Raw genomic sequence first — 22,861 nt, 5'->3', positions numbered from 1 at the left:
ATGCGAGAACGCGCAAGGCGGCGCTAGTCTAAAGAACCACCTCCGTGGTTGCAAGCCGCGGCAGCCTTGTCCGACGCTATTCTCAGCTATGGCGTAGAGGCGAGGCAAGAACGGCATCCGGCTTCACGTTCATGGTTCGCAAAATTTGCCCCATAATTTCGCTGAATACCGGGGCTGCCACTGCTCCACCGTAATATTTCCCTCCTTGCGGGTTATTAATCACCACCACCAGAGCAAAACGCGGCTGACTGGCAGGAGCCACGCCAGCGGTATAAGCCACATATTTATCGATATATTGTCCATTGGGGCCAATTTTCTTAGCGGTACCGGTTTTAACTGCCACCCGATAACCGCGTACCGCTGCTTTCACCCCGCCGCCGCCGGGCAACGCCACGCTTTCCATCATATGTTCCACTTCTTCCACCTGTTCCGCTGGCATGACTCGCTGCCCTAACACCGGCGGATCAACCTTAGTGATAGATAAAGGGCGATATATTCCATAACTGCCAATAGTGGCGTAAACCCGCGCCAACTGCAGCGGGGTTACCATTAATCCGTAGCCAAATGAGAAGGTGGCGCGATCGAGATCGCTCCAGCGTTGACGGTGCGGCATCAACCCACTGCTTTCTCCAGTTAATCCCAATTCGGTAGGTTTACCCAATCCAAATAAGCCATAAGTTTTTAGCAGTGCCGAGGCTGGCATCGCTAAGGCCAAGCGGGATACGCCGATGTCGCTGGATTTTTGCAACACGCCAGTGAGAGACAGCGCGGGGTAAAAACCGACGTCACGAATTTGGTGTCCACTCAAAGTATAAGGGTGCGTATCTAGCACGCTATCTGGTTTCACTAATTTGCGCTGTAATGCCGTCATCACCACCATAGGTTTTACCGTCGAACCCGGTTCAAAAATATCGCTGATAGCCCGATTACGGAAATTTTCCCTTGGCGTATCGGTTCGGTTATTGGGGTTATAGGTCGGATAATTGGCCATCGCCAGCACTTCACCAGTGCCCACATCCACCAATACCGCCGATCCAGACTCCGCCTTATTAAACAGCACCGCATTGGTTAAAGCATGGGAAGCCTCGACCTGTAAGCGCTCATCAATACTGAGCTGAACATTTTGACCAGGATGACTATCGGTGGTGGAAATATCCTCCACCACGTTGCCATAGCGATCTTTGCGCACTACCCGATTGCCCGCCGTTCCGCTCAGTAGCTGATTAAAACTCTTTTCGATACCTTCGATGCCCTGATCATCGATATTGGTGAAACCGACCAGATTCGCCACCGTCGCACCCGAAGGATAAAACCGGCGCGACTCCGCTCTCAGGGCGATTCCCGGCAGTTTAAGCCGTTGAATATACTCAGCCGACGCCTGCTCCACCTGTCGCGCTAAATACACAAAACGCCCATCCGGATTCTGATTGACACGGCTGGCAATATCAGTCAACGGTACATGCAGCATTTGGGACAACGCCTGCCAGCGGGCATCATTCCCAACGCCGCCTTTTTCCAGCAAAACCTTAGGATCGGCCCAAATAGCCTCTACCGGTACGCTTACCGCCAAAGGATGACCGTTGCGATCGGTAATCATGCCGCGAGTATTCGTGGTAGTCATCACGCGAACCGAACGCATATTCTCTTCTTTTACCAGCGGCTCCGGTTCCACCACTTGCAGCCAAGCCACTCTCCCAAGCAATCCTATTAGTGACAACAGGATACAACCGCACAGCAGGCTAAAACGCCAACGGACAAAATTGTTAGCGTCATTATTTACTTTAGAAATCATTCGGTTTCCCTGTAGGCATTATCCGCTCTGGTCGATCATTAAACCTGAACCTTGGTCGTTACAGGGTAGAAACAGTGATACAAGGCATCTTATTTTGCAACAAAGCGCGAATGGGAACCTCATTCAGGTTATTAAAGCAACCAACAGTAGCCAGCTAATGAAAATTCGGCCTACACTGAGCTACTCCGCAGCCACCGAGGCAAAGTGATTCACATGACTGACGTATCCAGATTATTTACCCGTGTTCCTCATATACTTCATGGCTTTGGCAATAAATCCGCATTGCTGCCGGAGCCTTTACAGCCCTTTCGTACCACTATGCCGGAGAAAAAGCAGGTACATGGCACGCGAATTGTCGATGTTCGCGAACCCCAGCAAGCCTGCGGTGAAACCGATGGTTTATACACCACCCAACCAGGTATTTTGTTAACGGTACTTACGGCGGACTGCCTACCGGTCATTTTCAGCCGACGCGACGGAAAAGCTATCGCCGTGGCGCATGCGGGCTGGCGCGGATTATTGGATGGCATTCTACTTCGGATGGCTGAACGTATATCTCAAGATGATTCCACAAATGAATGGGTTGCGGCTATTGGCCCTGCGGCACGCTCCTGCTGTTACGAGGTAACCGAAGATTTAGTGGCACGATTTATTGATAATATGGATGTTCCAAAAACAGTTATTTCTCCCCGCTATCGGCATCTCAACCTTACCGCCATTGCTGAGCATCAATTGCAATCATTGGGTTTTCATCAAATAGACCGCACTGGAAGTTGCACCATCTGTACACCAGCAGACTGCATGCCACCTAAATCAGCCGGTCTGCCCAACGATAATCGAGAAGAGCTTGTCCCTGCGTTTAAATACACCAGTTTCCGCCGTAATAGTCAGCAGCGAGCCATAGATCCGACTCATCCAGGGATCAGCGGCAGAAACCAATATTCCGGCTTAATCATCTTGCCTTAATTAGTGATAAAACGAGTTGCTATAGAAACGAAAAAACCCGCACTAAGGCGGGTTTTTTTCAGCTAGAGCTGAATTAGATTGCAGTAACGTTTACTGCAGACGGACCTTTCTGACCGTCTTGGATTTCGAACTCTACGTTCTGGCCTTCGCCCAGGGTTTTGAAACCGTTACCCTGGATTGCAGAGAAGTGTACGAACACGTCTTTGCTGCCGTCAGCTGGAGTGATGAAACCGAAACCTTTAGACTCGTTGAACCACTTAACTTGACCTTTAATCTTAGCCATCTTGAGTATTTCCTTTGGATTGTTTAACTCGCCCGGAGGCGTTACATAGACAAACTAGAGTCGTTACTGCTTGAGGCACTAAGATAAGGATCGGCAGAGAAGCGGTATTCAACGCTAACGTCTTTACTCAGAACTTCTTTACTGAAAATGCCACACATATACAGAACTGTACCTCGTTTTACCCATATGCGTTATCACATACTCTGAATTCGTTGGCAAGCCATTTTTAATCAACGATGTACTTGTCGCACATATTTGGGCCAGTCGATCACAAACACTGCTTAAATATGCTGAAATTTGTTGAAGGTCATCGTATTTTCTGCTCTATTTTTTTATACTGTTTGACCCGTTTTTTTGCTTAATTTTAACAATCTTGCTAACTATTTTTATAATACCGATTACGCCATAAGCGTTGTCGGTTTTCTATCCACGTCACGCGGAATAAATCTGTTTTAATAAAGCCTATTGGTCTTTGATATATAAAAATAGAATATGTCTGCTCTGCCATCCGTCAGCCCCTCCATACCTCACTCCTGGTTGAAATCTTCAACTTTTAGTTGATTAAGTCCTTACTTATGCTCAGGTTGGCGAAATCTCATGCTGATGACAATAAGATGACGATAACAGCTAAAAACCGCATGTTTTCACAAAAAACCTTACGATGTATAAATGGCTACAAATATATTTATTTAAACAGACAAATGTAAATAATAAATAAGATATCGAAATCTATTTAATCGAAATCGAGCATTCAATCATTAACGTAAATTTATTATTCTATTTATTCAAAATAGACGCGCACCATTATGGTGCAATCAAATAAGTTATCACCAGGGGCATAAATACACATAAATCGAGCTAATTTAATCAAGTAAACTCACCTGAAAAACCGAGCAATTCTTATACCTTAGCTAAATGAAACGGGTAAATAGGATATTTCTTCCTTTTCATCAGCATTTTTTTCAGTACAATACCCGCCTTTATTTAAAGCCCGATGTATTTTACACCTTAATTAAATTAGCTATAAAGACACCTATGAAAGTAATCACAAACGACCAATAGTCGGATTATTTTCAATAATAACTAATCGGCAAAATTTGTTTTACCTTTGATAGGCGCAAGGGGCAGAAACTCCCCTTTTCAACTTATCGATACCAGAGATTCCATTATGAAATATAAAGTCGCAGCGATAGGTGCTGCTCTCCTTGCGCCGAGTCTGTTGTCTGTAGCCTTTCCGGCATACAGCGAATCATTACCGGTAGCCAATCAACTTAATGTCATTAAAGCTGACGATGGCGGTCTGTGGGAGCGTTTTAAGGGCAATGTCTCGCGGACCTGGGATGCGCCGGGGCGTGAATTCTACCTACCTGTGCTGACATGGCATAACCGCTGGACCTACGACAAAGAAAAGACAGACTCTTATAACGAGAATCCGTGGGGCTTTGGCTTTGGCAAATATCGTTACGATGAAGATAACGACTGGCACTCTCTGTATGCCATGGCCTTTATGGATTCACACAATAAAGTTGAGCCTATTATTGGTTATGGCTTTCAGAAGATGTGGATTCCGGGAGCAATGGACGGGTGGCGTTTCGGCGCAGGCTTTACTCTTAGCGTCACTGCGCGCCATGAGTACTATTACATTCCGATGCCATTGCCTTTACCGCTGGTTTCCGTCGAATATAATAAGCTCTCGCTGCAAGCCACCTACATTCCGGGGACTTATAATAACGGTAACGTATTGTTCGCCTGGCTTCGTTGGCAGTTCTAATCATATTTGATTATATGGAGATAATACTTCCCGTTGCGGCGTAATATCTCCAACCGATTTGCCCCAGATTTATTAATGGATAACTACGCCGTTATCAGGAATAATTCTCAAATCGCGGCGCACTAACTCAGTGCACTGACTTATTAGCCCCCATACTCGGCAAAATATTCTTTACTCCTCCTTAATTAATCGAAAATTAAGGAGGGGGAATAGCCTCCTGCACCGCCTCTAACGCCTTTTCTTCCTCTCCCGTTGCCTTTCTTTGTCTCTATTTCCTATCCGCGTGACAAAGCGTTGAAGGGCATTCAGCACCGTCCATTTATCGACTTCGCACAAAAAAAAGCCCGCTAATGAGCGGGCTTTATGTCAGGCTTCAAAACATTCACACGGCAGACATGGGAAAATAAACCCAAACTTCCGGTTTCATCTTAAGCCTCGGCTTTCTTCCGTCGGGTCAGTATAAAACCGATCCACAGCACGCCAAGCCAAATAGGCATTAACTGCACGGAAATACGGATACCTTCGGTCATATACATAATTACTAGGATCAGGCTGAGGAACACTAGGCACAGATAATTACCATACGGATACCACAACGCCTTAAAGCTTGGCTCTACGCCTTCACGCACTTTAGCGGCGCGGAATTTTAAATGCGCTAGGCAGATCATGACCCAGTTAATCACCAGGGTCGACACCACCAGCGCCATCAATAAAGAAAATGCTTTCCCAGGCATGATGTAGTTAATTAATACGCCTGCGGAGGTAGCCAAAGCAGACAAAGCGATTGATAACACCGGTACGCCGCGCTGATTCACCTTGGTCAATATTTTGGGTGCATTACCTTGTGTTGCCAGTCCAAATAACATGCGGCTATTACAATAAACGCCACTGTTATAGACCGAAAGGGCAGCAGTCAGTACCACCACGTTAAGAATAGTGGCAACCAAATTGCTGTCTAACGCATGGAAGATCATGACAAATGGGCTGCCACCCTCAACCACTTTTATCCAAGGATACAGGGAAAGCAATACCGACAGAGAACCGATGTAGAAGATTAAAATCCGGTAAACCACCTGATTTGTCGCCTTAGGAATACTGCGACGCGGATCTTCAGCTTCAGCGGCGGTAATACCGACCATTTCCAACCCGCCGAAAGAAAACATAATGACCGCCATCGCCATAATCAGGCCGCTGATGCCATGTGGCATAAAACCGCCATGTGCCCAGAGGTTAGTGACGGATGCACCCGCCCCACCGGAGCCCGAGGCCAGCAGATAAGCGCCAAATACAATCATTCCGATGATGGCGGCAACTTTGATAATGGCAAACCAGAACTCGGTTTCACCATACATTCGAACGTTGATTAAATTTATAGCATTGATTACGACAAAAAATACTGCGGCAGAAACCCAAGTGGGTATTTCCGGCCACCAATATTGGATATAGATACCCACTGCCGTTAGCTCAGCCATGCCCACCAAAATGAACATTGCCCAATAATTCCAGCCAGACAGGAAGCCTGCAAAATCGCCCCAATATTTATAGGCAAAATGGCTAAATGAACCGGCAACCGGCTCTTCAACGACCATTTCACCCAATTGACGCATAATTAAAAAGGCAATAATCCCGCCAATGGCATAGCCTAAAATAACCGAAGGCCCAGCCATTTGAATCGTTTGCGCTATGCCCAGGAACAGACCGGTACCAATCGCGCCACCTAGCGCAATCAGCTGAATATGTCTGTTTTTTAACCCTCGTTTTAGGGTCGAATCTTGTAACTGCTCTTGCATTGTATCCTCTGCCGCAATTTCCTCCTGTTAAACGAGAAAATTGACTGTCCGTAAATGAAGCCGCGCGGCTTTTTAACATTTAAACCCGGTAGCATCAAGGATTAAGGCATTTCATTGCGGGGGAAATTGGGGTTTATCCGTCTGAAATTGATGATAACCCCGGCGGCAAAATTCGTTATATCAATGCCATTGATGTTTGAGTATCAACCACGGCAAAGATGTGACTGATACAATTAATTAAGGATGAAGCGAAGGAATATTGCACAATCGACTCAGATTACGCGCACCTATCATTAATGTGGCAACATAAGACTGCCGACGAGTGACAACTTCAACGGCGACCCGATTATTTTTATAACGGATGAGATAAGTTGAGGGCCAGCCTTGACGACGATCGCCATAGGACTGTTGGTGGCGATCAATCGCCGTATGAGCAATAACGAGGTGGGATAAATTCATATCACCTTTAATAATACGTTTCATGATCAGCTCCATCGGAAAATGATTGGCTAAAATATGGATAACGCATACCACCCAACCCGATTTTCTGGTGGGTTTACTCGATAACTACAGTAGGGTTTTCTCAGTATCTTGACTCAATAAAAAACAGATCATTGCCGCCCGTAATGGGCTGCTGCTACGGGCTAGCCATTCCCCTTGGCTTGTGGCGATACGCGCCTGCCAGTGGTTATCGTTGCCATTATCAGGAGAGTGAATGCCTATTTTATTGGCGCAGATAATCGGCCAGGCATCGGAGGGATTCTTGCAATAGTCTTTACCTTTTACACCGCCGTAAGGGTACCATTTGTCCGGATCCTCTCCGGTCAACAGTGCAATATTTCGGTTCACTTCGGTGTCGCTTTCTTCATACCATTTAATCATCTAGGTTTACCCTTGGACTGGAATATTCCGGCTACATTAGGGGAAGAATAAGACACATTTATGACAATCAGCGTCGGTTTAAGATTAAAGCTAATAATGTATAAATGGAAGAAACAATAATGCCGAAACAGATTGTTTTGTCGCGAGGGGGATAATACAAAAAAGGAGTAAAACAAACACATCGGGCAGGCACTGCAACCCAGTCACAGTGCCTTCACAGCATTAACGCTCAGGAATGAAGCCTTTAAAATCCAGCACATCTACCGTATCACCATCCGGTAAATCCTTGCCGTCTCCCGAGGTCTTACGCACTAACGTATTGAGTAACTCAATTTGTTGTTTTTGCTGCTCAGCAATTTCCTGAAGCAATCGAATTTGCTCATTGGCGCGGACGCTGGCTCGGCTTAAAAAGAACCAGACGACCAAAAAGAACACGACCACCAGCGATGAGAATCCAATTGAGGCGATATTCAGTGCGCCCATACCTGTTTCGTACATTGACAACCCTATTACATGCGAGACTAGAACGCTATCTTATCACTGCGCCGTGCCCGATGGCGCGTTCAGAAAACAAACTAATACTGAAACCTAGTGCACTTGTTCAGAGGAAAGACGGCAGCGGGCAATAATTATGCCTCTGTTGTCCCGTTCTCGCAGTTCAACATTACCAAGGGACAACAGAGGTAATCGAACAAATCCCATTAGAGAAATTACCGCCTTGATCGCAGTAACTGTCTAACGCTAATAGATAAAACAAGCAACAAACGGCTATCAGTACCACCGTTGCAACAAGTTTCTTAATGTTCACATCAGGCACCTTTTAATTATTTTGATAAATTATACTTCAGCGAGCATCAACGAGTCTCATAGCCGAACGGTCAGTCTCTGTATCACTCTGCCTGCCAGGGCTACGGATGTTATTTTTCAGGTTAAACGCCTTGTCCTACTCCGCAAGTTTAGGATTTTTAGCGTAAACTTACCTTAATCTTTCAGCTAGAGTTGTGTTCAACCTTGTAACAGATTGAGTACATCTCAATTTATGGAGCGCTTTATGACCCTTTTCAGACTCGCACTCATTTTGCTGGTCGCTTACCTGGCCCTGCTTTTTTCAGGCTATGGTGTCCTTATCGGCAGCGAAAAGAACGCCGCTGGATTAGGCCTACAGTGTAAGTACCTCACAGCCAGAAGTATTGTTACTGCACAATTTCTGAATGGCGATAATGGTTTTATCGGCATCACCGACTGCCCGTTACTGAAAAAAACCACCTCGGTGATTGAGTAATTGTCTAACAGCCCGCATAGACTGCGGGTTGTTATTTCAGTTTTGAGTGAATTTCAGGTCAATAAGCGCGATTGCTTTCTCAATTGCCCGTTTAGTCACCGGATCGGCACCTGCGGGATGGGTAGAGAAATCAATGGATTTGAGTTGATGAGACATTTTATCGCGCACTTCGGTAGGTGCGATAACGTCAATAACATCAAGGATTTGTTTGATGACTAACTGACAGGCAACCAGATCGGATACCAATTCTTGATCGTTTGTTAAAATCTCAGACACAATAAAATTCCTAGTTTGCTGCTCAATAAGCAAAGAATATCATGCCCGCAGCAACTTTTCTTTATTCTGGGTGTCGTCATCAGAATAATCTGGATGGGTTTAACCACGGTTAACCTTTGAGATTAGTTCGAAGCGGGATATTTGACGCAGCGTTTAAGCCTGCGTGCGGTTGCTCAAAATCAATAGCATTGTTGCGAAAGGGATGCCTTAGACTGACGATGGATAAAAAGGAAAGCATAAAAAAACCAGGCGCTAGATGAGTAGTTCGCCTGGTTCGAAGAAGAAAATCATCACAGTAATCCTATTCTCACAGTTCATCACCTCCAACACGTTTGCCTTTATCCAAAATCATCACTGGCATCATGAGAAACACCGCAACACCAACTACCGCTATCAGAGTCATAATCACCGTTATCAACATGCGATCACCTCATCAATTTTGATTTTTTCTTACGGGAATGAACAAATCCCTCAGGGGAAATCCCCCCACAAACGACACTACTCCTTTTACTCTCGCAGCTGATACATTTTTTACTTAATCGTGCCATTTAATCATATATGCTAATCAGGAAGATGCCCTGATTTTGTCTTGTTGGATTTAACTTGTGTATACTGCATCACTACTTATCTTCGGAACAGACTAAATAATGCAACAAGAAAACCATCTCTCGTTAGTCTGCGCCCTCAGCCAATGGGTTGAAACTCACCTCGGTAGAGTCATCCACCTTGAGGAGCTGGCGGCTTACTCAGGCTATTCGCTGTGGCATATGCAAAAAATATTCAAGGAAGTGACCCGTATTTCTCTGGGTAAATATATCCGGGAAAGAAGACTGGCAGGCGCGGTTTATCAACTGAGAAGCAGTGACACTCCTATTTTTGATATTGCTTTGGATTTTGGTTTTGGTTCGCAGTCACACTTTACCTATATGTTCAGGAAGCGTTACGGCATTACACCCTACGATTTTCGACAAAATGCCGACATTGATTTGAAAATTGCCCCGCCGCTACACACCGTCCATCAAAAACAGGCGTAATTCTCCCTGAAATGGTGTTAGCCCAGCCTTCAGAAAACGGCTATATGGATCGGGCATCTAAACGGGGTTATTTGTTTTGAATATAACAGTTTTGGATATCTACAACTTTGGCCTCATTGCGCTGGCGTTCCGTCATATAAGTCAGAGTAAACATCACGCTGACGGCAATTAATGCCGCTGTTAATAATCCTACTAAGGCAATAACTTTATTATCATCAAACAAACTCTTATCCACACATCCTCCATCACTCAACAATTGCTCAGACTATCCATAAAATCACAGCCAACGTTACAACCACTAATGCCGCAGAAGTCGCCAACAACACGACAAGTGCAAACTGCGCATCCCCTATTCCACCCGTGTAATCACCCGTGGGGACAGAGTTTCGTTGTTTTTTCAAGAAAGCACCTACCGGTGTATTATTCACCAGCCATTTTTTATTTAAGTGGTAACGACCTCTTTCATTGACCCGCGGGTGCTGACCACCTAATGGTCACAGATCCTGTCGTAGTCTAGGTGACAGATCAAGCCCCTGCCGGAACGAAATTCAGCGCACAATGGAACTCATTAATAATGGTAATGCATTCACTCTTCATAACTCGCCGATTAAGTGCGAATGCGTTCCTCATTCCAAACCATTCTCTGCGAGCTCCCCTCGATGAATATTGGGAGAGTAACGTTGCATAAAAGTCTGCGGCAAACTCAGTGCCGTAAACCCGAATTAAGCATAAAGTCCATGGGTCTCTGCCATAGCCAAAGTAAAACGGCGCAGCCCCTGCAAATCCGGATGAAAAAACACCTCACTGAGCAGCAGTTTACTATAACCTGGACCGCGAAATTCAGGTAATACAGATACATCCACTAGATTAGCGACGGTAGCACAATCGGTGATGACTCTTGCAAACGCAGTTGGCCGCACGCTCAGGTAACCGCCAAAGCAAAGCGAGCGTAAAGAGAACGTTCAACTTCCCCCCGAAATCCCCTGCGCCAGAGACTCTGGTGGGACAAAAAAATCCTGAATAAGCTCTATACCCAGCGCCGGTTTATCCGTTGATATCTGACACATTCCGCGGTTCTCCTATCGCTATATGCGTGTGACACTCAGGCTCCAAACGCACCCAGAGGCTGTCGTTATAACGGACAGTTGCTAAAGGCGATATAGCAGCGAGAAAAACCACTATGCTCCACGTAGCAGTATCTTAGATTTTGCGCCCTGTATTTATATATTGATGGCACCGGTCACCAATCCATAAACTGCGCCCGCCGCTGCGGCAATGGCTACGGCAAATAAAACCTTCTCAACGGCTGTAAATACCGGGTGATGCTGCTCTCTCTTGGCCAAAATAAACAATAAAGTACCCGGTCCATAGATAACGGCCGACAGTAATACATATTTCAATCCACCGGCATAAACCATCAAAATGGCGTACAACGTAGCTATAGCGGCAATCAAAAAGTCTTTTTTATGCTCCCGACTATCCTTTTCATAGGTTTCCCCACGCCATGCCAGTTTTAAGCCATAGGCCGCAACCAACAGGTAAGGAATTAGCACCAGAGAACTGGTTAACTCTAAAGCTAACTGGAACGCATATTCTGTGAATAGGGTGACAATTAAGAAAAATTGAATAAAAATATTCGACATCCACACAGCCGCAGATGGCACGCCATGCTTATTTTCCGTGGTAAAGATTTTTGGCATAATATGACTTTTAGCTGCGGAATACAGCGCTTCGGCAGCCAGCAACGTCCATGAAAGGTAAGCTCCCATCACCGAGATAATTAAACCAATACTAATAAAAATAGCGCCCCAGCGGCCAACAATATGCTCCAGCACGCCCGCCATTGATGGCTGCCTTAAACTGGCTAAATCGGGGCGCAGTAACACGCCGTATGACAACATCGTGACCAAAACTAATAAACACAGTACGCCGATAAAACCAAGCACGGTGGCAATACCTACGTGCCTGCGTTCTTTGGCATAGCGCGAATACACACTGGCTCCCTCTATTCCCACAAAAACAAATACCGTGACTAACATAGTGCTGCGTATTTGAGAAAATAATGAGGTTGAAGACGCGTCTATTTCCGTGGCCGCGTGGCCGACATAACCGTAATCATCCCAATGGCTGATATCTGCTGTAATTGACGTCACTGGCGCGCCCCAGAAATTCTGCATAAAAATATCGCTGTTAAAGGCGAAAATCAGCACCACAACAAAAATAAAGATAGGAATGACTTTAGCGAACGTCGCAATGGTATTAATGGTGGCGGCCTCTTTCACTCCTCGCAGCACCATAAAATGAAAGCTCCAGAGGATTAAGGAAGCAATTAACACCGCCGATAGCGTATTACCATCGCCAAACAAAGGGAAAAAAGCCCCCAGCGTTGATTTTATCAGTACAAAATAGGACACGCTGCCAATACAAGCCCCAGCCCAAAAACCCATCGCGGAAGCAAATCCGGCGTAATCACCAAAACCTTTTTGCGCATAAATATATACGCCAGAATCCAGTTCAGGCTTACGCTGCGCCAATGTTTGAAACACGAAGGCCAGCGTTAACATCCCGCCACCGGCAATCACCCAGGCAATAATTGCCCCTAAACCGCCGGTAGCTCGGCCAAACGTCGCCGGAAGCGAAAAAATACCTGCCCCGATCATTGATCCTACTACCAAAGACGTTAACGACCACAGAGATAGCTTTTTAATTGACGACGCTGACATATAGATATACCTGCATTAAGGCTGGCTACCGTAATTGATAGAACCCTCATCATTAACTATATCAGTAACGTCAAAGAGCGCACGACGCAACCTCACAACTTACTTATCAGTTGAAAGCGCCCTAGGAATAGTGGCAATCAGAAAGTCCAAAAATACGCGCACCGATAACAGCATTCCTCGTCGGGTAGGAAATACGGCATGCATCACTAGTGGATTTGATGCCCATTGCGGTAATACACGCACCAAAGCTCCGCTGGCAATTTCTTTTTGGCAGGCAATGTCGGGCACAAAAGCAATGCCTAATCCCTGACAAACGCCTTGTAGCATGACGCTCCACTCCATGCACATTAGTCGAGGTTGAACCTGAATATTCTCCGACTTGTCATCCGGGCCAATGAGCGACCATTGTTGTACCGACGCTGAATCAATCAGGCTTAAAGTTTGGTGTTTGGTCAGGTCTTCTGGAACCTTCAAATCACCTGCCTGAGCGAGATAATCAGGTGAGGCGACCAGAATACGCTGGCTGTGACCCAGCACGCGCGAGACCAATCCTTCGTCCATTTGCGATGCAGAGCGCAGACGAATTAATACATCCAGATTATCGCTAATGGGATCGAAACGTTGATCTGAAGTGACCAATTGAACCCTAACCTTGGGGTATTGCTGCAAAAAGTCGGAGAGATAAGGCGCTAACAGTAGTCTTGCAGCTAGCGGCGGGCAACTGACCCGTACCAACCCCGCCACCTCGGCCCGCGAATTGGAAACTACGCCTTGCACCACTTCAGCTTCTGCGACCAGCGCTTTGCAGTTTTCCAGAATGTTTTGCCCAATTTCGGTTAACTGCACCTGTCGGGTTGTGCGTTGAAACAGCAATACGCCAAGATTTTTTTCTAACGTTAACACGCGAGCGCTGAGTCTGGATTTGGAAATACCCAAAGCGCGACTGGCGGCGCTAAAACCGCCAAACTCCGCGACACAAGTGAAGTAATACAGATCGTTCAAATCCAGATTCATCAGTTTCTGCATTTCATTATCCTAAAATCGAGACAGTTCTTCCTATTTACCCCTCTTCTGCCACGATTAGCCAGCAAATATACTCATTTACCATAAAGAACTTCGTCACAGTCGAAAGGAGAGCGCTATGGAAGCGGTCATGATTGATTCATTTTCTGACACACCAAAACTAGCCACGCTAGATAAACCCACCCCTGGCGCAGGTGAAATCCTGCTGCGAATGGTAGCCGCTAGTCTCAATCCCATAGATTGGCGCGTTGCCACAGGATTTCTGGATGGCAAAATGCCCCATCATTTTCCGTTGATTTTAGGGGCGGAAGGCTCGGGTATTGTCGAAGCCGTTGGCGAAGGCGTGACAAAGTTTTTGGTCGGCGATGCGGTTATCGGCAACTTTTTACATCAACAGATTGGTCACGGGAGTTTTGCCGAATACCAGGTGATTCAGGAAGATGCGACGTTATTGCGTGTTAATAATCTTATCGATTTGGTTCAGGCCTCAGCGTTACCGATTGCCGCAATGACCGCCTGGCAGGCCGTTAACTCATTGAATCTTCCCTTCGGGAGCCGCGTACTTCTGGTTGGAGCCAGCGGTGGAGTTGGCACTTTTACAATTCAGTTTGCCGCTCAGGCCGGCTACAAGGTCATCGCTGTCGCCGCTACAGAGGCAACAACTTTGTTACATAAACTCGGTGCTTGCAATGTTATCGATCGCCATAAGGGGTCGGTTAACACTCAAGTTTTACTACGCTACACCCAAGGAATTGACGGAATTATCGATCTTGCAAGCCCTCCAGATGCCTTTGCTCAGCTTCTTCCGCTGCTAAAGCCACAGGGTACCGCAATTAGTACCATAGGTTCTGCGTCACTCAAGATGTCCCAACATATTCGCTTGGTGAATCTGGAGATGAAACCCGAACTATCGGACCTACGCCTGCTAATGGAGAAACTGGCGAACAACACGCTGCAGGTCGTGGTTGACCGAACTATAGGTTTAGAGCAGGTCCCTGCCGCGTTGGAGCAAATACGCCAAGGTGGCATACGTGGAAAAATTCTGATCAGATACTGATGACCTAGGAATACCTCTATGAATATTTATGCAGCCGTTAGCGTTGAGAATAACCCTTTGCTCCAGATCCGCCAATTAAGGTTGGAGGAACCGCGAGATAATGAGGTTCTGGTAAAAATTATTGCAACAGGCCTATGCCATACCGATATTGCATCGCACCAACAATTGATAAATGTGCCTCTGCCTGCGGTTTTAGGTCATGAAGGTGCTGGCATTGTTGAACGCGTCGGCTCTGGTGTTCAGCATATCCAACCGGGCGACCACGTCGTACTTTCGCTGGCTTCCTGCGGAGAATGTGAAAAATGCCATATCGGTTTACCGACCTATTGCCGTGAGCACTGGCCACTTAACTGGCACGCCAGACGCAGCGATGAATCGGTTTCTCTGCAGGATCCCACGAGTGGAGAAGCTATTCATAGCCATTTTTTTGGCCAATCGTCATTTGCCAATTATGCCACGGTAAATGTCCGCAGCGTGGTGCCCGTGGATAAAACCATTCCTCTGGAATATCTGGGGCCGCTGGCGTGCGGGATGATGACCGGTGCCGGTGCCGTCTTAAATAGCCTGAAACCTGAGGCGGGTTCCTCGATAGCTATTTTCGGGATGGGAGCCGTTGGGCTTGCCGCTGTCATGGCCGCTGTTTTAGCGGGCTGTACTACAATTATCGCCGTGGATATCAAAGCCCATCGGTTGACGCTGGCAAAAAGCCTTGGCGCCACTCACAGTATCGATTCCTCAGAGGATCGCTCGCGAAATAGCCTCCCAACGCTGCTTCAGGAGCTAACCGATGGCCGAGGAGTAGACTACGTGGTGGAGGCTGCAGGTAGCCCGGCAGTGATGGAAAGCGCAATTGCGGCTTTGGCAGAGAATGGTCAATGCGTCCTGACCGGCGTAGTCGCACAAAATGCCACTTTACCATTAAATATCATGCATCTATTACGTGGTCGTTTGGTTCGAGGTTCAATTATGGGTGATGCCGCACCGATGTCATTTATTCCTCGATTGGCTTGTCTATTTCAACAAGGTCGTTTCCCTGTCGACAAATTGGTACGTTTTTACGGCCTGGATCAAATTAATCAGGCCATGGCCGATTCTCAGTCTGGCAGCACGATTAAAGCCGTAATAAAAATGCAGCATCTGGCTGTTTAAATAAAATAGTGAGGTTTCTCATGAGCAAGCTAATAAAATGTTTCTTGATCTTCGCAGCAATATCAGTCAGTTCTACCACGCTGGCCGCACAGCAACTGTCAGATCATATTGTGAGTAAAGAGGGTAAATACTATTTGCTCCCAGGCTACAGTACTGAAGATGTTGCCATTTTCTTTTGGCAAAGCCTGAATCGCTGGTCAGAACAACCGGATAACGTTGCAAAATATTTTACGCCAGCCGGAGAGTTCGAATTGGTTTATGCGCCGGTGGATGATTTCCCGATGTTTTCACGAGGTTCAAAAGGCCGCGAAGCTATGACGGCATATTTCACTAAAATAAGTGCCTATCTGGAGGACTTACGTTATTCCAAACCTCAAACCTGGACCCAATTAGCGACAGATAAACCGGGAGTCTATGTGTTCGAATACAGCAGCTCAGGTTTTATTCGTTCCGCCACATCCGAAGATAAAAAGTCGAAAAGTCCTAAAAAGCCTTATCACCAGAACTTTATCAGTATCGTGACTGTTTCACCCGATGGTCAATTAAAACACGTTAAAGAATATTGGGACCCCTACGTTGCTCTACGCGATTTCCATATGATAGAAAAAACGCCGCCTCAGTCTTAAATTAGCTAAGAATCAGCATTACGACTTATCGAACAAACATGGCTATTGATAAAATAGCGGCATCTCACCCTAATGCCGACAGGATCACTTACCTTATATAACCTTTAAGTTCTGATGAAGCACAATGGTTATGGTTATCGTTTTGATCCCTGTCGGCACGTTCATTACGCCAAAAACGTATTTCGATCACTCAACCGATTTACTCTGACTAATCGACAATGATTTAGTGAGATAATAGCGATGATGGGTATCCAGATAATTCTTTAACGCCATTTGTAACTGATAGCCCTGTTTTTCATAAAATGGTCGCGCCTGAAAGCTAAAAGTATCAACCTGAGAAAACTGACAACCTCGTTTAATCGCTTCTTCTTCAGCCATTTGAATCAATCTGGTGCCCATCCCAGAATGCCTCACACTATCGGAGACCCACAGCATTTCAATATTTAGCCATAGGCCTAAGGTATAACCAGTCAATCCACCCTGGTTTTTGCCACTGTCATCAGTAATAAATACCGCCAGTGGATTTCTGCGTTGCGCACCAACAAAGCGTCGATTAAAAACGCTTAAACCGTCACTAATGGCCTCAATATCTTCAGGTTTGGGTGCAGCGGTTAATTCTAGTTTCATTATTCATATCCTGATTATTAGCTATTAACAATACTCAATAATCGTCAGAATGTGCAACGGATAAAAATGGGCCAATGCGTGACGATGGTCATCTAATTTGCACTTTATCCCAATAAACAGTTTCTCCGACAAAATTCAATCACGGAAGGTGACTTTTAATAAGCTAATAGCTTCATAACGAAAAGCACCGAAAAAATGCTTTATATGGTTTATTTAAAAAGGGAACAGGCATTCTTCATCTACTATTAATAGATGTGAAAAATAGTAGATCTAAAAAACGACAGGAGGCCAATAATGAATCGCCTAACGCCCTATACCATTAAAACCGTCAGCCGAGAAAATCGCCCTATTTTTGAACATGTAAATAATGAACTGGGGTTTATTCCCAATTTATTTGGCGTTTTGGCCCATGCGCCCAAGGTATTGAATGCCTATACTAAAATGTCAGCAGTAAATGGAAGCGCAAGCCTGAATCAAAGTGAACGCGAAGTGGTTAAATTAGCTTCAGCTACGGCTCATGAATGCCATTTTTGCGTTGCTGGACACTGTGCGGTTATTGATAGAAACGATTTGCTTGCGCCAGATATTGCTCAAGCTTTACGTCAGGGCGATAATTTAGCTGACGATCGTTTAAACGCGATTGCCGCATTTACGCGGGCAATTATACGTAGCCGGGGAAATGTCTCTGAGCCTGAATACCAGGCATTTTTACAAGCCGGATACAGTATGGAGAATGCGTTGGAAGTCATTTTCGGCGTAAGCCTAGCAACGCTGGCTAATTTTGCCAATAACTTAGCCCAGCCGCCGTTGAACGTAGAGCTCGAACCTTACAGCTGGGTGGGAAGCAAATAAGCATTTTTATTCTATTTATTGTTTACAGTTTAGCTTAATGATTCCATCGCGTAACCATCACGATAATATCGGGTTACGCGTCAGTATTCCCCCACTTTCAGCAACATTCCCCCAGATTCGTCTGCCCGGCGATCATATCCAGCCTCACTCTTTTCGTCTGACCTGCCTTCTGTGGGAACCGATGCTATTAATAATCATTTAAATTTATTATGCTGCGAACTGGTAATGGGCCATTTATTCACTAACTCGCCCATTTATCTTTCTCCGACTTTAAGGAAGCATTGATGCTCCGCCGTTTTTTCACTTACTACGCGCCGTATAAAGGGCTTTTCCTCCTCGATTTTGGTTGCGCTATTCTAGCCGGTTTGCTGGAGTTGGGCTTCCCTATGGCAGTCAAAACCTTCATTGATAAACTGCTTCCAGACCAGAACTGGTCATTGATTCTATGGGCTGCAACCGGCTTACTCTTAATTTATTTGCTGAATACTGCTTTGATGGCCGTCGTTAACTATTGGGGTCATGCGCTGGGCGTTGGTATAGAAACCGATATGCGGCGACAAGCGTTTAGCCACCTGCAAAAACTGTCTTTCCGCTATTATGACAATACAAAAACTGGCCATATCATTACCCATGTCACTAAAGATCTAGAAGAAGTCGGTGAAATAGCACACCACGGTCCGGAAGATCTGTTTATCGCAATCATGACCTTTATCGGGGCCTTTATCCTGATGGCAATGGTGCATTTGCCTCTGGCTCTCATCACCATTGTTATCGTGCCCTGTATGACTTACATGGTCAGCCGCTATGGTTCGCAAATGACGGATACATGGCGAAAACTATTTGGACAGGTAGGTAACTTTAATGCGCGAATCGAAGAAAGCATCGGCGGAATTCGCGTGGTGAAGGCTTTTGCAAATGAGTCTCACGAAAAGAAACTGTTTGCTAAAGATAACGAAAACTACCGTACCACCAAGCTACGCGCTTACCGCATTATGACCACCAGCATGACCCTCAGTTATCTGAGTACTCGTTTGGTTCAGTTAATCGTGATGGTTTTCGGCACCTGGTACGTCATTCAGGGGCAATTGAGCTACGGCGGTTTCGTCGGATTCTTGCTACTAGTAGAAGTCTTCTTCCGGCCGGTGGCTAAAATCACCTCGGTATTAGAAAGCTACCCGAAAGGGATTGCCGGTTTTAAACGTTTTACCCAGTTGATTGATACCGCGCCCGATATTCAGGACAGCCCAGATGCACAGCCGGTGGGCCATTTAAAAGGCGATATCTGTTATAGCAACGTCACTTTCGGCTATACGCCACAAAGTCCTATTTTTACCGACTTGAATCTGCATATTCACGCAGGAGAAACCGTAGCTTTCGTTGGGCCATCTGGCGCAGGTAAAACGACCCTATGCTCTCTGCTGCCACGTTTCTACGAGATAGATTCGGGTCTGATAACCATTGATGGCATAGATATCAAAACGATGACGCAACAATCCTTGCGTAATAATATTGGTATTGTTCAGCAAGATGTCTTCCTGTTTGGCGGAACCATTCGCGAAAATATTGCCTATGGGAAACTGGATGCCAACGATGACGAAATTATGCTCGCGGCCCAACAGGCCAAGCTGGATGAACTCATCAATGCCCTGCCCGAAGGGCTGGACACGTTGGTAGGTGAACGCGGCGTCAAGCTATCTGGCGGCCAAAAGCAGCGTCTTTCCATTGCGCGAATCTTCCTAAAAAATCCGCCGATTCTGATTTTGGATGAAGCAACTTCGGCACTGGATACCGCCACTGAACAAGCAATTCAGCAAGCGCTGATTGAGCTATCTCGTGGTCGTACCACGTTAGTGATTGCCCACCGTCTGGCCACCATTCAAAACGCCGACCGAATCATCGTGGTAGACAAAGAAGGCATTGTTGAACAAGGCAATCATCAGGAGCTTTTAGAACAGCAAGGTGCCTATGCCCGATTGCACAATGCACAATTTAACGCGGCCTGATCCCCTAAATACCACCTGCGGTAGATGGCGGGTGGTAAACTGGAGGAAAATTCGACCAAAGCCATTCCATCGCGGGCTTAAATAGGGTAAAAGGACGCCATGAAAATTCCAAAACGAATCCAACCCTTGGTTGATGACGGCTTGGTTGATGAAGTCATCCGCCGTTTGAAAAGTGGTAAAGAAGCCGACGTCTATGTCGTTCGCTGCGGCTCTGATATTCGCTGCGCCAAAGTTTATAAAGAAGCCGAAAACCGCAGCTTCAAGCAGGCCGTACAGTATCAGGAAGGTCGCAAAGTCAGAAACAGTCGCGATGCCAGAGCGATGGCAAAAGGCTCGAAGTTTGGCCGTAAGCAGCAAGAAGAAACTTGGCAAACCGCCGAGGTTGACGCTCTGTATGTGCTAGCCAACGCCGGTGTACGCGTTCCTCAACCTTATGCCTGTCTGGACGGCGTATTGTTGATGGAGTTGGTAACCGATGAAAACGGTTTAGCCGCGCCGCGCCTCAGCGACGTCCCTCTCACGCCTGAGCAGGCGGTGCACGATCACGCACTGATCATTCAATCCGTGGTCCGTATGTTGTGCGCTGGGTTAGTTCATGGCGATTTATCTGAATTCAACGTGTTAATGGATGCGGAAGGCCCGGTGATCATCGATCTGCCACAGGTCGTTAACGCCGCTGCCAATAACCATGCCAAATCTATGCTGGAACGTGATGTGGCTAACATGACCCACTATTACGGGCAGTATGCGCCTGAGTTATTAGGGCGAAAATATGCCAAAGAAATGTGGGCACTGTATGAAGATGGCAAACTTCGTCCTGACACTCAGCTAACCGGCGTGTTTGCAGAAAGTACTCAGGCAGCAGATGTCGAATCCGTGCTGGAAGAAATTAAGGCGGTCATTGCCGAAGAGCAGGAACGTCTGCGCGCCGCTCAGGATCCTGATTAATACCACGGGCAGAGCACGCCCTGTTGCTCTGCCATTTATTTCCGTCAAACAAACCGATATTTTCTCTCAGCCGTTTCGCATTTTCAGCTAACCTCAGAGCGACACGGCCTCTACCCGATTTTTACCCGCCTGTTTTGCCCGATACAACGCTTTATCTGCAATATCCGACACATCGCTGGCGGATAATCCATTCTTCATCGGAACCATTGTCGCCACGCCGATGCTGATCGTCACCTTGCCTTTTGGCGACATTGCATGAGGAATATCCAACCGCTCAATAGAATCGCGCATCCGTTCAGCAACGAGAAGCGCTTCTTCATGGGTGCTTGGCGATAGCAGAACGATGAATTCCTCTCCGCCGTAGCGAGCAATCATATCGGTATTTTCTCTGATGGAAGAAGACAAAGTCTCCACCACCAGTTTTAAACAAATATCCCCGCGAGCATGACCATACTGATCGTTAAAGCTTTTGAAATTATCAAAATCGATCATTAGTACGGAAAGAGACTCTTCGGATACTCGACAGACCTCCCAGGTTTGATGGTAAACCTCATCGAAATGACGACGGTTGGAAACGCCGGTCAGCACATCCGTCTGCGCTAAGGCTTTTAAAATAGATTCAGACTGTTTTAGTTCGGTTATATCGAAAAACGAACCATACCACATCGTCGATCCGTCATCATGGCGAGTAGGAAAAGATTCGCCGTGAAGCCAGCGCATTCCTCTATCCGGCAATATGACTCTAAAATCACAGCGCCAAACCGATAAATCACGGCGTGAAACCACGACTTCTTCTTGCAGCATGGTCATATCTTCAGGATGAATCAGCGAGAATATCGGATTATTTTGTCTCGGAATATTTGTCACCTGCTCAGGGGACAACCCGAATACTTTATGGATACCATCACTACAATACTTGAAATAAGACTCCCCAGTTTCGCTGAGATGATAAGCATAAATCATCGCCGGGATATTTCGCGTCAACTTATCCATTATTCTTTTGCTATTTTCCAGCTTTAGCAATAGCTCTTTACGCTCTGAAATATCGGAGATCAGGCTGACATAACCAATGGGCTCGTTATACTCATTATTAATAACGTGTATGCTTAAATCTCCCCAAAAAGCGTCACCGTCTTTGCGCCGATAAAGCCATTCGCTTGATTCAGGTTGGTTCTTCAACAGATTTCTTACGCAGCTTTGCTCGACTTTATTGGAGTCAACATAGATAACTTCCGTCGCTAATTTGCCTAAAACGTCTTCCTTTTTATAGCCAAACATCTTTTCTGCGCCAGCGTTGAAAATCTGGATACGATTATCCAGATCGGTCGTGATAATCGCTACCTGAGTTGCGGCATTAAGCAGTGATTCCAAATGCAAATTAATCAGTTGAACATTACCGGAATGCTTATGAGATCGATCACTTTTACGATAGTTGCCCACTAACTTTCTGGCGAAGAGCCGCAGGCTATTTCGGTAAAAATAACGTAAACCCATAAAATTAACTCACCTATATTTAAAGATGTAACTAAAATAATAACGTTTCATTAAATTAATTAATGATAATTACTGTAAATGATAGCATGGGTGGCCGTTTTTTTATAGAACCCAAAGGGGGGCTTGGAGCAAGGTAAGTTGTGAAAAATAATAGGATTATTTTTACCTATAAATATGATAGCTATAATCAATATGTTACATCCAGGCTAATGCCGCATTTTTATATGGCCTAATTTAACCTCATTTTTCATCACGCTTATTATTACATCTTGTTTGAATAAGT

At 45.9% G+C, this 22,861-nt stretch carries 24 protein-coding genes; 10 read left to right on the top strand and 14 right to left on the bottom strand.

Translation table 11 applies throughout. From position 1 onward, the window contains the following. Positions 1-82 precede the first annotated feature (82 nt). Complete coding sequence (gene ftsI / locus AD970_RS14435) at positions 83-1,792, bottom strand: peptidoglycan glycosyltransferase FtsI (protein WP_049600449.1); 1,710 nt, start codon at positions 1,790-1,792, stop codon at positions 83-85. Between the two features lie 213 nt (positions 1,793-2,005). Here ftsI and pgeF point away from each other — a divergent pair, with 213 nt between their 5' ends. Continuing rightward, positions 2,006-2,758 (top strand): peptidoglycan editing factor PgeF, encoded by a 753-nt coding sequence (gene pgeF, locus AD970_RS14430; protein ID WP_049600446.1) that lies wholly within the window; start codon positions 2,006-2,008, stop codon positions 2,756-2,758. Positions 2,759-2,831: 73 nt separating this feature from the next. Here the strand turns inward: pgeF and cspE are convergent, their stop codons facing one another. After that, positions 2,832-3,041 (bottom strand): transcription antiterminator/RNA stability regulator CspE, encoded by a 210-nt coding sequence (gene cspE, locus AD970_RS14425; protein WP_038243301.1) that lies wholly within the window; start codon positions 3,039-3,041, stop codon positions 2,832-2,834. A gap of 41 nt (positions 3,042-3,082) precedes the next feature. Further along, positions 3,083-3,199: a DUF2627 domain-containing protein gene (locus AD970_RS18990; RefSeq protein ID WP_002211058.1), complete on the bottom strand. Its 117-nt coding sequence runs from the start codon at positions 3,197-3,199 to the stop codon at positions 3,083-3,085. Between the two features lie 1,010 nt (positions 3,200-4,209). Between AD970_RS18990 and pagP the strand changes: the two genes are divergently transcribed. After that, complete coding sequence (pagP, locus tag AD970_RS14420; protein ID WP_053215277.1) at positions 4,210-4,812, top strand: lipid IV(A) palmitoyltransferase PagP; 603 nt, start codon at positions 4,210-4,212, stop codon at positions 4,810-4,812. Between the two features lie 428 nt (positions 4,813-5,240). Here the strand turns inward: pagP and AD970_RS14415 are convergent, their stop codons facing one another. The 5 genes from AD970_RS14415 to AD970_RS18985 all read right to left on the bottom strand — a co-directional run bounded on the left by AD970_RS14415 (position 5,241) and on the right by AD970_RS18985 (position 8,292). After that, the gene (locus tag AD970_RS14415; protein ID WP_049600443.1) at positions 5,241-6,602 is read right to left on the bottom strand and encodes an amino acid permease; all 1,362 of its coding nucleotides are present in this window, start codon (positions 6,600-6,602) and stop codon (positions 5,241-5,243) included. Between the two features lie 237 nt (positions 6,603-6,839). Further along, on the bottom strand, positions 6,840-7,085 hold the full coding sequence (locus tag AD970_RS14410; RefSeq protein ID WP_049600441.1) for a DUF4060 family protein: 246 nt from the start codon (positions 7,083-7,085) through the stop codon (positions 6,840-6,842). A gap of 84 nt (positions 7,086-7,169) precedes the next feature. Continuing rightward, the gene (locus AD970_RS14405; RefSeq protein ID WP_049600439.1) at positions 7,170-7,484 is read right to left on the bottom strand and encodes a phage protein NinX family protein; all 315 of its coding nucleotides are present in this window, start codon (positions 7,482-7,484) and stop codon (positions 7,170-7,172) included. Positions 7,485-7,706: 222 nt separating this feature from the next. Further along, positions 7,707-7,982: a YebO family protein gene (locus AD970_RS14400; RefSeq protein ID WP_049600437.1), complete on the bottom strand. Its 276-nt coding sequence runs from the start codon at positions 7,980-7,982 to the stop codon at positions 7,707-7,709. A 166-nt stretch (positions 7,983-8,148) separates the two neighbouring features. Next, positions 8,149-8,292 (bottom strand): PhoP/PhoQ regulator MgrB, encoded by a 144-nt coding sequence (locus AD970_RS18985; protein ID WP_072080660.1) that lies wholly within the window; start codon positions 8,290-8,292, stop codon positions 8,149-8,151. Between the two features lie 243 nt (positions 8,293-8,535). Between AD970_RS18985 and AD970_RS14395 the strand changes: the two genes are divergently transcribed. After that, positions 8,536-8,766 carry a YobH family protein gene (locus AD970_RS14395; RefSeq protein ID WP_049600433.1) on the top strand — a complete coding sequence of 77 codons (231 nt, stop codon included), beginning with the start codon at positions 8,536-8,538 and terminating at the stop codon, positions 8,764-8,766. A gap of 36 nt (positions 8,767-8,802) precedes the next feature. Here the strand turns inward: AD970_RS14395 and AD970_RS14390 are convergent, their stop codons facing one another. Then, positions 8,803-9,042, bottom strand: coding sequence for a DUF2766 family protein (locus AD970_RS14390; RefSeq protein WP_049600431.1), 240 nt, complete (start codon positions 9,040-9,042; stop codon positions 8,803-8,805). 647 nt (positions 9,043-9,689) lie between these two features. Between AD970_RS14390 and AD970_RS14380 the strand changes: the two genes are divergently transcribed. Beyond that, positions 9,690-10,076, top strand: a complete 387-nt coding sequence (locus tag AD970_RS14380) for a helix-turn-helix domain-containing protein (RefSeq protein WP_049600424.1) — start codon at positions 9,690-9,692, stop codon at positions 10,074-10,076. A 67-nt stretch (positions 10,077-10,143) separates the two neighbouring features. Here AD970_RS14380 and AD970_RS19915 read toward each other — a convergent pair whose 3' ends face one another. The 3 genes from AD970_RS19915 to AD970_RS14360 all read right to left on the bottom strand — a co-directional run bounded on the left by AD970_RS19915 (position 10,144) and on the right by AD970_RS14360 (position 13,825). Next, positions 10,144-10,311: a hypothetical protein gene (locus AD970_RS19915; protein WP_049600422.1), complete on the bottom strand. Its 168-nt coding sequence runs from the start codon at positions 10,309-10,311 to the stop codon at positions 10,144-10,146. Between the two features lie 985 nt (positions 10,312-11,296). Next, positions 11,297-12,799: a basic amino acid/polyamine antiporter gene (locus tag AD970_RS14365; RefSeq protein WP_049600419.1), complete on the bottom strand. Its 1,503-nt coding sequence runs from the start codon at positions 12,797-12,799 to the stop codon at positions 11,297-11,299. Between the two features lie 99 nt (positions 12,800-12,898). Then, positions 12,899-13,825 carry a LysR family transcriptional regulator gene (locus AD970_RS14360; protein WP_049600417.1) on the bottom strand — a complete coding sequence of 309 codons (927 nt, stop codon included), beginning with the start codon at positions 13,823-13,825 and terminating at the stop codon, positions 12,899-12,901. A gap of 115 nt (positions 13,826-13,940) precedes the next feature. Between AD970_RS14360 and AD970_RS14355 the strand changes: the two genes are divergently transcribed. The 3 genes from AD970_RS14355 to AD970_RS14345 are packed head-to-tail and all read left to right on the top strand — an operon-like array spanning position 13,941 to position 16,654. Further along, on the top strand, positions 13,941-14,879 hold the full coding sequence (locus AD970_RS14355) for an NADP-dependent oxidoreductase (RefSeq protein ID WP_049600413.1): 939 nt from the start codon (positions 13,941-13,943) through the stop codon (positions 14,877-14,879). A gap of 18 nt (positions 14,880-14,897) precedes the next feature. Beyond that, entirely contained in the window at positions 14,898-16,028 is a 1,131-nt protein-coding gene (locus tag AD970_RS14350) for an NAD(P)-dependent alcohol dehydrogenase (protein WP_049600410.1), read from the top strand. Positions 16,029-16,048: 20 nt separating this feature from the next. Continuing rightward, positions 16,049-16,654: a nuclear transport factor 2 family protein gene (locus AD970_RS14345; protein ID WP_235786940.1), complete on the top strand. Its 606-nt coding sequence runs from the start codon at positions 16,049-16,051 to the stop codon at positions 16,652-16,654. Positions 16,655-16,840: 186 nt separating this feature from the next. On the opposite strand, the gene AD970_RS14340 is transcribed toward AD970_RS14345, so the two are convergent. Then, positions 16,841-17,281 (bottom strand): GNAT family N-acetyltransferase, encoded by a 441-nt coding sequence (locus AD970_RS14340; RefSeq protein WP_049600407.1) that lies wholly within the window; start codon positions 17,279-17,281, stop codon positions 16,841-16,843. Positions 17,282-17,575: 294 nt separating this feature from the next. Here AD970_RS14340 and AD970_RS14335 point away from each other — a divergent pair, with 294 nt between their 5' ends. The 3 genes from AD970_RS14335 (at position 17,576) to AD970_RS14325 (ending at position 21,084) form a co-directional block, all read left to right on the top strand. After that, positions 17,576-18,133, top strand: coding sequence for a carboxymuconolactone decarboxylase family protein (locus AD970_RS14335; RefSeq protein WP_049600404.1), 558 nt, complete (start codon positions 17,576-17,578; stop codon positions 18,131-18,133). Positions 18,134-18,417: 284 nt separating this feature from the next. Next, the gene (locus AD970_RS14330) at positions 18,418-20,136 is read left to right on the top strand and encodes an ABC transporter ATP-binding protein (protein WP_049600403.1); all 1,719 of its coding nucleotides are present in this window, start codon (positions 18,418-18,420) and stop codon (positions 20,134-20,136) included. Between the two features lie 99 nt (positions 20,137-20,235). Then, complete coding sequence (locus tag AD970_RS14325) at positions 20,236-21,084, top strand: PA4780 family RIO1-like protein kinase (RefSeq protein ID WP_049600400.1); 849 nt, start codon at positions 20,236-20,238, stop codon at positions 21,082-21,084. Positions 21,085-21,177: 93 nt separating this feature from the next. Here the strand turns inward: AD970_RS14325 and AD970_RS14320 are convergent, their stop codons facing one another. After that, a complete protein-coding gene (locus tag AD970_RS14320; RefSeq protein WP_049600397.1) occupies positions 21,178-22,578 on the bottom strand; it encodes a sensor domain-containing diguanylate cyclase in 1,401 nt (466 codons plus the stop codon). Positions 22,579-22,861 lie beyond the last annotated feature (283 nt).

The organism is Yersinia nurmii, from assembly GCF_001112925.1.
In the GTDB taxonomy this organism is placed as follows: Bacteria; Pseudomonadota; Gammaproteobacteria; order Enterobacterales; family Enterobacteriaceae; genus Yersinia; species Yersinia nurmii.
Note: the sequence above shows the minus strand (reverse complement) of the source record. Positions and strands in the feature narration are given on the sequence as shown.

Coding starts and splice junctions, on each gene's coding strand:
- ftsI (WP_049600449.1), bottom strand. CDS start 1,792: ATGATTTCTAAAGTAAATAATGACGCTAACAATTTTGTCCGTTGGCGT.
- pgeF (WP_049600446.1), top strand. CDS start 2,006: ATGACTGACGTATCCAGATTATTTACCCGTGTTCCTCATATACTTCAT.
- cspE (WP_038243301.1), bottom strand. CDS start 3,041: ATGGCTAAGATTAAAGGTCAAGTTAAGTGGTTCAACGAGTCTAAAGGT.
- AD970_RS18990 (WP_002211058.1), bottom strand. CDS start 3,199: ATGTGTGGCATTTTCAGTAAAGAAGTTCTGAGTAAAGACGTTAGCGTT.
- pagP (WP_053215277.1), top strand. CDS start 4,210: ATGAAATATAAAGTCGCAGCGATAGGTGCTGCTCTCCTTGCGCCGAGT.
- AD970_RS14415 (WP_049600443.1), bottom strand. CDS start 6,602: ATGCAAGAGCAGTTACAAGATTCGACCCTAAAACGAGGGTTAAAAAAC.
- AD970_RS14410 (WP_049600441.1), bottom strand. CDS start 7,085: ATGAAACGTATTATTAAAGGTGATATGAATTTATCCCACCTCGTTATT.
- AD970_RS14405 (WP_049600439.1), bottom strand. CDS start 7,484: ATGATTAAATGGTATGAAGAAAGCGACACCGAAGTGAACCGAAATATT.
- AD970_RS14400 (WP_049600437.1), bottom strand. CDS start 7,982: ATGTACGAAACAGGTATGGGCGCACTGAATATCGCCTCAATTGGATTC.
- AD970_RS14395 (WP_049600433.1), top strand. CDS start 8,536: ATGACCCTTTTCAGACTCGCACTCATTTTGCTGGTCGCTTACCTGGCC.
- AD970_RS14380 (WP_049600424.1), top strand. CDS start 9,690: ATGCAACAAGAAAACCATCTCTCGTTAGTCTGCGCCCTCAGCCAATGG.
- AD970_RS14365 (WP_049600419.1), bottom strand. CDS start 12,799: ATGTCAGCGTCGTCAATTAAAAAGCTATCTCTGTGGTCGTTAACGTCT.
- AD970_RS14360 (WP_049600417.1), bottom strand. CDS start 13,825: ATGCAGAAACTGATGAATCTGGATTTGAACGATCTGTATTACTTCACT.
- AD970_RS14355 (WP_049600413.1), top strand. CDS start 13,941: ATGGAAGCGGTCATGATTGATTCATTTTCTGACACACCAAAACTAGCC.
- AD970_RS14350 (WP_049600410.1), top strand. CDS start 14,898: ATGAATATTTATGCAGCCGTTAGCGTTGAGAATAACCCTTTGCTCCAG.
- AD970_RS14345 (WP_235786940.1), top strand. CDS start 16,049: ATGAGCAAGCTAATAAAATGTTTCTTGATCTTCGCAGCAATATCAGTC.
- AD970_RS14340 (WP_049600407.1), bottom strand. CDS start 17,281: ATGAAACTAGAATTAACCGCTGCACCCAAACCTGAAGATATTGAGGCC.
- AD970_RS14335 (WP_049600404.1), top strand. CDS start 17,576: ATGAATCGCCTAACGCCCTATACCATTAAAACCGTCAGCCGAGAAAAT.
- AD970_RS14330 (WP_049600403.1), top strand. CDS start 18,418: ATGCTCCGCCGTTTTTTCACTTACTACGCGCCGTATAAAGGGCTTTTC.
- AD970_RS14325 (WP_049600400.1), top strand. CDS start 20,236: ATGAAAATTCCAAAACGAATCCAACCCTTGGTTGATGACGGCTTGGTT.
- AD970_RS14320 (WP_049600397.1), bottom strand. CDS start 22,578: ATGGGTTTACGTTATTTTTACCGAAATAGCCTGCGGCTCTTCGCCAGA.